Source organism: Oceanibaculum pacificum, assembly GCF_001618175.1.
Classification (GTDB): Bacteria; Pseudomonadota; Alphaproteobacteria; order Oceanibaculales; family Oceanibaculaceae; genus Oceanibaculum; species Oceanibaculum pacificum.
In genome coordinates this window covers 1-8,956 of the sequence record NZ_LPXN01000029.1, presented here as the reverse complement: position 1 = coordinate 8,956, position 8,956 = coordinate 1, and the positions used below count along the sequence as shown (strand labels likewise).

The window sequence follows — 8,956 nt, the reverse complement described above, 5'->3', positions numbered from 1 at the left end:
GGCCGGGTCGATCGGATTTGTACCGGTAAGTCTTGGGATCGAACAGGATCACCGCACAGGCGCGGCGGATCGAGATCGCCCATTCGGCACGGATCGCATCGACCAGCGTTCTCTTCCGACCAGGCCTCAGATTTTTCGTTTGATGACGTCCTGCAGCATCGCCTTGTCCAGCGACAGGTCGGCCACGATCTTCTTCAACTGCGCGTTCTCCTGTTCGAGCTCGCGCAGACGCCGCATCTCAGACGGCATCATGCCGGCGTACTTCTTCTTCCAATTGAAGTAGGTCGCCTGGCTGATACCTGCCTGGCGGCAGATATCGGCCACTCTTCGACATTAATTCTGCTTCTGCATGGCAAAGGACACGGCCGGTGGAGGGTTGGGGCCCGTAGTGCGGATTACCCTCTCCCGCTGCCATTCGTAGAGCCGGCAGGCGCAGGCGGCGATCAGCAGCCCGATCAGCATGGAGGCCAGCGTATGGGTCAGGAAATGCTGACCGCGCGCCATCTGATAGAGGCCCATGGTCCAGCCCGCCATTATGCCGGGCGTATAGAACAGCCAGCGCGGCAGGGCTGCTACCCAGCCAGAGGCGCCTGCAAGCAGGGTGAGGCCGAAAAGGCCGAAGCCGCCCGCCGCATGGCCGGCCGGCCAGCAGCGCAGGTTAGGCTCGAACGGCGCCAGAGCGTAGAGCCGGTCCCAGATCGTCACCCCGAACCGGTTGCCGCCGAGCAGCATATCCTGCGCGGGACAGGACACACCGGTGACCTGTTTCAGCAGGTTGGCGGTGAGTGGGGTCAACGCCAGAACCAGGATCGCCAGCGCGATGCGGCTGTGGTTTTCGCTCCAGCCCCGCCGCCAGCCCGACCAGGCCAGCAGCAGCGCCGCAGTGCCGCCACCGATACCGAGCAGGCGCCGGGCACCAGTATAGAGAATAGCATGTACCAGCCTGCCTTCCTTCGGCATCAGCCAGCCATTCGCCGCACCGTCATGGAACAGTCCGGCCAGCGCCAGATCGAGCCGGTGCCAGGCCGGCACCGCGATCAGGATCAGCAGCAGGCCGAGCAGGAGCGGTATTTCCCAGCCAGAACCGCGCGCAATCCGCCAGCCAGGCGCCAGGCTCATCGCGGTGTCCCGGCCTGCGGAGCGATGCCGGCCTGCTGGGCGATGAAGGTGTCGGGCAGGCGGCACTCCGCAAGGGCGTCCAGCGGGCGCTTGTAGGCATCCGTCTCGATATCCAGCAGGCCCAGCACTGTATGGAAGATAGTGTCATGGCTGAGCGGGCGGTCCCGCGATGCCGCCAGGCAGCCCTGCGCCAGCCTTGTGCGCTGCTGGAAACCGCCGGAATTCCACCAGATCATCGGCACATGCTTCTGCACCTCCGGCGCGATGGCGTAGGGCAGGCCATGCAGGAAGGTGCCGCCTTCGCCCAGCGATTCGCCATGATCGGAAACATAGAGAAGTGCTGTGTCGATCCGGTCCGAGACATTGTTCAGGACGCGGATCGCCTCGGCCAGCACATGGTCGGTATAAAGGATGCTGTTGTCGTAGCTGTTCGTGATGGCCTTCGTTTCGCAGTCCTGGAACTGGCTGGTGTCGCAGGTCGGTGTGAAGCGCCGGAATGCCTCCGTGTAGCGCCGGAAATAGGCCGGGCCGTGGCTGCCCATTTGGTGCAGCACCACGACCGTATCGCGTTCCAGGCTGGCGGCAATGCCGCGCAGCCGTTCGACCAGCAGCATGTCCATGCAGCCTTCGGCATCGCAGTAGGCATTGTCGGCCTCCTGACGGATGGCGAGGGTCTCGGTTGGCACGCGGGCGCACACTCCCTTGCAGCCGGAATTATTCTCCAGCCAGACGACGTCGAGGCCGGCCTTCTGCACAAGGTCGAGCAGGTTCTCCGATGCCTTGGCCCTGGCGGGCGAATAGTCTGGCCGGCCCAGCGGCGAGAAGATGCAGGGGACCGACTCGGCGGTCGAGGTGCTGCAGGACGCCACCTCGGTGAAGCTGACGACCGGCAGGTTGGCCAGTTCCGGGTTGGTCATGCGCGCATAGCCGTTCAGCGAGAAATTGGCGGCGCGCGCGGTTTCGCCCAGCACGAAGACGAACAGCAGTGGCTTGCGGTCCGGTGCCTGCCAGCCATCGCCCAGCGAGACCAGTCGGGCGATCGGCGCGGGCGGGCCGGCAGGCGCATGCCGGTCGGTGCCCAGCGCATAGGCTGTCGCGGAATAGAGGGCCGTCACGGGGTTGATCATATGCCGGATCTGCCGGTTGTTGCGCACCAGCGACGCATAATCCTGAAAGAAGAAGATCGCGATCAGCCCCACTGCGGCCAGCGAGCCCGCCAGCGCGCCAGCCCGCAGCAGCGCCTCGCGCTTCCAGCCCTGCCGGGTGAGCCGTACCGACAGGATGAGTGCCGCCGGCAGCACGCCGGTCAGCAGCATGTGCCAGGCCAGCGGCCAGGATAGCAGGTCGCCGGCCTCTCGCATGTCGGTCTCGACGATGTTCACGATCATCGTCTTCTCGACCAGCACGCCATAGCCATCCATGAAATAGGAAATGCCGGCGGCAATCAGCACGAGACCGGCCAGGACCGGCTTCAGCAGACGCGGAAAGGCGACGAGCTGCAACGGCAGGGACAGCAGTACCAGGAAGAACAGCCCCAGCGACCCGAGGAACAGCAGGTCATGCAGGGATCGGCCGATCCAGACCTGGCCGATCTCCTGCCACAGCCGGTGATTATGGACGGCCAGCAGGAAGATCGTGAACAGCAGGACGAGGGCGAGGGGGTGCAGGGAGGGGCGGGATGGCGCGGAGAAAGGCAGTTTCGGGCGCATCGGCGGTCCATACGCAGGGGGATGCTGGATGAACAACCGATACGCCCGAAAGCTGACGGGAAGCTGAACGCGCCTGAGAGAGGGGGATCAGGCGACGTCCGTTCCCGATGGCGCGCGCTTGCGTCCGGAGATCATCGCGCGCACCAGATTTTCATGGTGTCGCAGGCTGGCCAGGGCGATGCCGGCCAGATGCAGGGGCACCAGGATCAGGATGAGGGTGGCCAGGGTCTCATGGACTTCCTCGACCCATTCGACACCCCAAAAGCGGTCCAGCGTTCCCATCCAGCCGGTCAGGGCGGTGCCGGCGATGACAGTGATGAGCGCCAGGATCATCGCCGCACCTGCGGGATTGTGGCCCAGATACCGTCGCTCTCGGCCTGTCAGGATGGCTCGCCCATAGGCAAGGACCGCCGCGGGAGGCCTCAGAAATTGCGAGAAGCGCGCATAGTGGCTGCCGATCAGGCCCCAGACCAGCCGGAGCAACAGCAACCCGCCGATCAGATAGCCGGTCCACTCATGCAAGGCGTCCCATTCCTCCGACGACAGCCAGGCGACGGCGATGCCGCTCACCAGTGTCCAGTGGAACAGCCTCACGAAGCGGTCCCAGACCTTCACACCTGGCTGCCGGATAGGCTCCAGAGCGGGCTGCATGGGCTCAGCTCTTCATCTTCGACTGGACCATCTCCAGCGTCTTCGGGTTGAAATAGGCCTCGACTTTCTTGCCGTTGGCGTCGGTCGCATAGACTTCGTAGCAGCCATCGTCGGTCTTCAGGCGCTGGATCTTCCAGCCCTGGGCCTCCAGCTTCGCCTGAAGTTCCTGGGCTGCCTGCCACTCGCCTTTCGGCACGTTGCATTTGTCGCTGGCCAGGGCCGGCAGGGCAGCGGTGCCGATCAGCAGGGCGGCGGCGATGGCGGTCAGTCGGATACGCATGTCGGTTCTCCTGTAACGGGTGAGGATGGCGGTAACCCTGACAGGACTTCCTGACAGCAAGCTGAAGGCCGTTCAGACTGGCGTCAGCCGCCCGGCCTATGCATCCTGCGTAGCTGTTGCGGAGGGGGAAGATGCGTATCTTGCTGGTGGAAGACGAGCCGGGTCTGGGAGACGCCGTGCAGGAGCATGTGGCAAGAGCCGGCCATGCGGTGGACTGGATGACGACACTGGCGGACGCGGAGCATGCCGCGCAGACTGTTGCCTACCAGCTTATCCTGCTGGACCTTGCCCTGCCGGATGGCAGCGGGTTTGCGCTGCTGCGCGGTCTGCGAAGCCGGGGGGACAAGGTGCCGGTGATCGTGCTGACGGCGCGCGATCGCATCTCCGACCGGATCGAGGGGCTGAATGCCGGTGCCGACGATTATCTGGTGAAGCCCTTCGACCTAGAGGAACTGTCGGCGCGCATCATGGCGGTCAGCCGGCGCTATGCCGGCGACCCGAACCCGGTCCTGCGGCTGGGAAATCTGGAAATAGACCAGACCGCGCACAGTGTGACGGTTGCCGGCACCGCGGCGGAGCTGACGGCGCGTGAATGGGCGGTGCTGGAGTTGCTGATGCGGCGGCCAGGCGCGCTGGTCTCGAAGGAACGGATCGAGGATACGCTCTACGCCTTCGGCGCCGAGATCGAGTCCAACGCGGTGGAGGTCTATGTCAGTCGGCTGCGCAAAAAGCTGGGGCGGGAGGCGATCCGCACCATGCGCGGCCTGGGCTACAGGCTGGAACCATGACAGCCCGCACTGCCAGAATCTCTCGTCGCCTGACCCTGCTGCTGACCGGGGGCATCGTGCTGCTCTGGCTGCTGGGGGCGGCCTTTTCCGTCCTGGTGATGCAAGAGGAAATCGACGAGGTGTTCGACAGCGCACTGGAGGAAACCGCGCAATGGCTGCTACCGCTGGCAACCGATGCGGTGGAAGGGAGGCCGGCATCATCCCCTGGCTTGCTCGGCGAGCCGGATAATGACGATGAATATCTGACGTTCCAGTTGCGTAGCCGTGACGGCACCGTGCTGCTGCGCTCCCATGACGCGCCGGGAGCGCCCTATACCGGCACTCTCGACCTCGGATACTCGGAATCCCAGCATCACCACGTCTATACCATCGCCTCAGGAAACTATTTCCTGCAGGTTGCCGAACCGCTTTGGCACCGGCAGGAAGCCCTGATGGAAAGTGCCGGTGCCCTGCTGCTGCCGCTGGCGGGGCTGGTGCCGGTCAGTATCCTGGTCATCCTGTGGTCAGTGCGGCAGGGGCTAACCCCGATGCGGCTACTGCAGGGCGCCATCGGGGCGCGCGATGGCGGCAACCTCAACCCCATTGAGGATACCGGCTGGCCCGAGGAGATTGGGGGCACCGTGCAGGCGGTGAACCGACTGCTGTTAAGGTTGCGCGCGGCGCTGGAGGCAGAGCGTGTCTTCGCCGCGACCAGCGCGCATGAGCTGCGCACGCCGGTGGCGACGGCGCTGGCGCAGACCCAGCGCCTGCTGGCGGAGCTGGAAAGCGGCCTCACCCAGGAGGAGGCACAGGCGCGTGGGCGGCGGATCGAGGCGACGCTACACCGGCTGGGCGCGCTGGTAGAAAAGCTGCTGCACCTGTCGCGCGCGGAGGCCGGCATCGGACTTTCGGAAACCGAGAACAACCTGCTGCCGGTGTTGCGGCTGGTGATTGAGGAACTGGCGATGCAGCCGGAGGCGGCGCGGCAGCTTTCTCTCGCCATTGCCGAGGGCGCATCGCTGCGCGCCCGCATGGACATCGACGCCTTCAGCATCGTGGTTCGCAACCTGGTCGAGAATGCGCTGGCCTATGGCGATCCCGATACGCCCGTCGAGATCGCCGTGCCGGATGATCGGACGATCAGCGTGCGCAATGACTGTGCCGCCATTCCGCCAGAGATACTCTCCCAGCTGACGCAGCGCTTCGTGCGCGGTAACCGCGCCGGGGAAGGGCCGGACGGTTCCGGCCTTGGCCTCGCCATCGCCGAGACAATCCTGCGCCAGACCGGGGGGCGGCTGGAGCTGCTGTCGCCGGTGCTGGGACAGGACGGCGGCTTCGAGGCAAGGATAAGACTTTCCGCGTGAATATCTGATGAAGTTCAGCCGGACCAGAGACGGGGGAATTCTTGACGCGGATTGAGCAGCGTGGCGTAAGGATCGTCGAGTGCGCCATCGTCCTCTCGTCGGTGTCAGAAACCAAAGGTTTTCGCAATGCCCCATAATCATGTAAGGACTGACATCGGCAGCTATCGAAGCGTCTGCATTACGAGTTCAGATGCGTGAAGCGAACCGTCCGCTACCGGCCCCAATCAAGGCTGTTTCAATTACTGCGGCCACTGCTGCGATTTCCCGTCCGATCACGCACCAATGCGCTCATGGCGATCAGCCCGACTACCGCGAAGGGTACGCAGGACACGAAGACCCATCGGGCAACCTGCGCGGCGTCTGCGGCCGTCTCCATGGACAGCAGGCCCGACGCATTCGCCACGATTCCGACATAGGCCGCGCCGAGAGCGTAGCCGAGCCTTTGTATCGTGGGGATCGCTCCGGAAACGTGCTGAACCTCGTCGGCATCGGCGAGCGCGATCGTTCGCCTGAGAATGAATGTCCACGCCATCCCGAACCCGCCGCCCTCCATGGCGGCGAACACGACGATCAGCCAGACAGGGCCGCCGGGAACCGCATAGAGAAAGCCGAGGAGGCTGATGGCTACGATTGCCATGCCGAAGGCGATCATCAGCCGGTCGAACCGCTCGGGCAATCCGCTGACCAGAACGGCCATGACGGCCCAACCGATGGACGAAGAGGCAACGATGTAACCGGCGGTCAGCGCGGAGACGCCATGGATCACCGTGACCAGGAGCGGCCCGAACGCCGTGATGGGAATGGTCGCCATCGACATGGTCAGAATCATCAGCAGCGAGGCCCCGACCGGGCGCCACAAATCGAACGGGCGACGCGGAAAAAGCCGGGTATCGCCGGCGCGCCGGTCCAGCCACAGAAAGCCGATCAGGCAGACCAGGTCGGCGGTAACGGAAGGTACCGTCCGCAGGATCGAGACCTCGACGCCGCCAAAGGCGGCCAGAACGACGGCGAGACACAGCAAGGACAGACGCCTGGCAGGGAATTCGGTGGCGTCGGCCGGGGGTAGTGTCGCACCTGCATCGCGCCGCAAGACGATCCAGAGGGCGAGCGCGAATGCCTGGCTGGCAAAGAAGGCGAAGCCCCAGCGCCAGGTTGCATATTCCACGAAGAAGCCGCCGACCAGCGGTCCGGCGAATGCCGAGACACCCCAAAGGATCGAAACGGCCGCCATGGCGCGCGCGATATAGCGGCGCGGGAAGACCTGGCCGACGGCGACAAAGCCCATCGCCATCAGACCGCCGCCGCCGAGCCCCTGCAAGGCGCGCCCCACGAGAAGCAGCGGCATGGTCGGGCTGACGGCGCTGAGGATACAGCCAACGCCGAACAGGGCGGCAGCCATGCTCATCGGCGCGCGCAGGCCGAAGCGCAGAGTCAGCAATGCGCTGGCCGCCCCCGCGACGATTGACCCGATCTCATAGAGCGAGACGGACCAGCCCACCAAAGCGATCCCGCCGATTTCGGCCACGATGGCGGGGAGCATGGTGGCGACAATCAGGCTGTCGGCCGCGTGCAGCCAGACCGCCAGGCAAACCAGGGCCAAAGAGGCCGCGTAAGGACTTCCGAGAAACTCCCTCCATGACACGAAAGTCTCCGTGTCCTTCTCTGCGTCGCTGACCATGTCCACCATGCCCGTCTCCTCTTGACGGGTATGGTGCTACAACCTCAACATTGGTTGAGGTAAAGGGGATTCAGAATGCCGAAGAAGGAATTGTCCGTTGGCGAACTCTCGCGCCGCAGCGGGTTGCCGGTTTCCACGCTCCATTTCTATGAGCGCAGGGGGCTGATCGCCTCCGAAAGGAATTCGGGCAATCATCGGGTCTATCGCCGGGAAATCCTGAGGCGCGTGACGGTCATCAAGGTCGCGCAGAGCGCGGGCATCCCGCTTGCCGAAATAGCCGAAGCGCTCTCAGAATTGCCGAGGGACACGTCCCCCGACACACACCACTGGGAGCGCATTGCGGAAAACTGGCATGACGATCTCACACAGCGGATCGAGCTTCTCACGGCGCTACGCGACAAGTTGGCGATGTGCATCGGCTGCGGATGTCTAAGCGTGCAGCGCTGCCCGCTGGTCAACGCGGACGATCAGTTGGCGAAAGACGGCCCCGGTGCCCGACTGCTATAGGCCCAACTGCTGAACGGCAGCAATCGCCGAGAGCTGTTTCAAACCGGACCTTGCGCTCCCGGCCCAATTCCGAAGCACCTCACCGTATTACTCGGTTTTGAGCTATCCGGAATGAAGGGAAGGGCCTGTCAGGGCTTGACCTTCCCCTTGCGGGAACCCCTATCTGTTCATGGAACTGGCCGGAAACGGCCGTTGCAGGAACGCAGGAGGCGGGTATTCGCTGGCGCCGGACCATCGCAATCGTGCTGATTGCCGTATTGAGCCTCTGGTTCAATGCGGATGTGCGTTTGTGGGCGGCAGGTTTCGACCTGGCCAGTCAGGCGCAGGGCACCGAAGCGCATTCTGCCGGTACGCATGCCCTGCACGGCAATGTTGCCGCGCATCCCCAGGGACATCACCATGGCGGGGAGCCAGATGACGATGGCCAGGGCAACAGCGCGCTCGATCACAGCATCTGCTCCGCGCATTGCGTGCCGGCGGTGATGACCATCGCCGTGCAGTCCATGCCGCCGCAGCATTTTGACCGGCTTGTTCCCCCCCTCCTGCCCGGGCCACCGGGACGCCGTGCCGACCCGCCGCTGATCCCGCCCGAATACCAATCCTGAACACCGACACGCTCGTGTGACCTGCGTCCCGATGACCGGGCGCCTGGACGTCATGCCATTCAGGATCTGTATTCGAAGGATTTATCCATGCGTAGCTTCAAGACCACCGCTTTCGCCGCGGCGCTGACGGCGTCCGCCCTCATGCCGCTCGCCCCGCTTCAGGCTGCACCAGGCCATTCCGGCGGACATGGCCATGGCCACGGGAGTGCCGCCATCGGTGAGCCCGGTAAGGCCGCCGAGGCCAGCAGGACCGTTACCATCGTCATGGGCGACAAT

The 8,956-nt window shown here is 64.5% G+C and carries 9 protein-coding genes and 2 pseudogenes; 5 read left to right on the top strand and 6 right to left on the bottom strand.

Going from position 1 to position 8,956, the window contains the following annotated elements:
• The 5 genes and pseudogenes from AUP43_RS18555 to AUP43_RS02950 form a co-directional block, all read right to left on the bottom strand.
• Window positions 1-324 (bottom strand): annotated as a pseudogene (locus AUP43_RS18555) (transposase); the annotation flags it as partial.
• Between the two features lie 9 nt (window positions 325-333).
• Entirely contained in the window at window positions 334-1,119 is a 786-nt protein-coding gene (locus AUP43_RS18550; RefSeq protein ID WP_157089210.1) for a phosphatase PAP2 family protein, read from the bottom strand.
• The gene (locus AUP43_RS02960) at window positions 1,116-2,828 is read right to left on the bottom strand and encodes a phosphoethanolamine transferase (RefSeq protein ID WP_067552463.1); all 1,713 of its coding nucleotides are present in this window, start codon (window positions 2,826-2,828) and stop codon (window positions 1,116-1,118) included. The genes AUP43_RS18550 and AUP43_RS02960 overlap by 4 nt, the downstream gene beginning before the upstream one ends.
• Window positions 2,829-2,915: 87 nt before the next feature.
• Window positions 2,916-3,479: a cytochrome b/b6 domain-containing protein gene (locus AUP43_RS02955; protein ID WP_067552460.1), complete on the bottom strand. Its 564-nt coding sequence runs from the start codon at window positions 3,477-3,479 to the stop codon at window positions 2,916-2,918.
• 4 nt (window positions 3,480-3,483) lie between these two features.
• Window positions 3,484-3,759, bottom strand: coding sequence for a PepSY domain-containing protein (locus AUP43_RS02950; protein ID WP_067552457.1), 276 nt, complete (start codon window positions 3,757-3,759; stop codon window positions 3,484-3,486).
• A 131-nt stretch (window positions 3,760-3,890) separates the two neighbouring features.
• Between AUP43_RS02950 and AUP43_RS02945 the strand changes: the two genes are divergently transcribed.
• Both AUP43_RS02945 and AUP43_RS02940 read left to right on the top strand, forming a co-directional pair.
• Entirely contained in the window at window positions 3,891-4,547 is a 657-nt protein-coding gene (locus tag AUP43_RS02945) for a response regulator (protein WP_067552454.1), read from the top strand.
• Window positions 4,544-5,890: a sensor histidine kinase gene (locus AUP43_RS02940; protein WP_067552451.1), complete on the top strand. Its 1,347-nt coding sequence runs from the start codon at window positions 4,544-4,546 to the stop codon at window positions 5,888-5,890. The genes AUP43_RS02945 and AUP43_RS02940 overlap by 4 nt, the downstream gene beginning before the upstream one ends.
• 235 nt (window positions 5,891-6,125) lie before the next feature.
• Here the strand turns inward: AUP43_RS02940 and AUP43_RS02935 are convergent, their stop codons facing one another.
• Window positions 6,126-7,577 carry an MFS transporter gene (locus AUP43_RS02935; RefSeq protein ID WP_067552448.1) on the bottom strand — a complete coding sequence of 484 codons (1,452 nt, stop codon included), beginning with the start codon at window positions 7,575-7,577 and terminating at the stop codon, window positions 6,126-6,128.
• A gap of 66 nt (window positions 7,578-7,643) precedes the next feature.
• Between AUP43_RS02935 and soxR the strand changes: the two genes are divergently transcribed.
• The 3 genes and pseudogenes from soxR to AUP43_RS02920 all read left to right on the top strand — a co-directional run.
• A complete protein-coding gene (gene soxR, locus AUP43_RS02930) occupies window positions 7,644-8,075 on the top strand; it encodes a redox-sensitive transcriptional activator SoxR (RefSeq protein WP_067552444.1) in 432 nt (143 codons plus the stop codon).
• A gap of 242 nt (window positions 8,076-8,317) precedes the next feature.
• On the top strand, window positions 8,318-8,680 hold the full coding sequence (locus tag AUP43_RS02925) for a hypothetical protein (protein WP_067552442.1): 363 nt from the start codon (window positions 8,318-8,320) through the stop codon (window positions 8,678-8,680).
• Window positions 8,681-8,767: 87 nt separating this feature from the next.
• Window positions 8,768-8,956 (top strand): annotated as a pseudogene (locus tag AUP43_RS02920) (cupredoxin domain-containing protein); the annotation flags it as partial.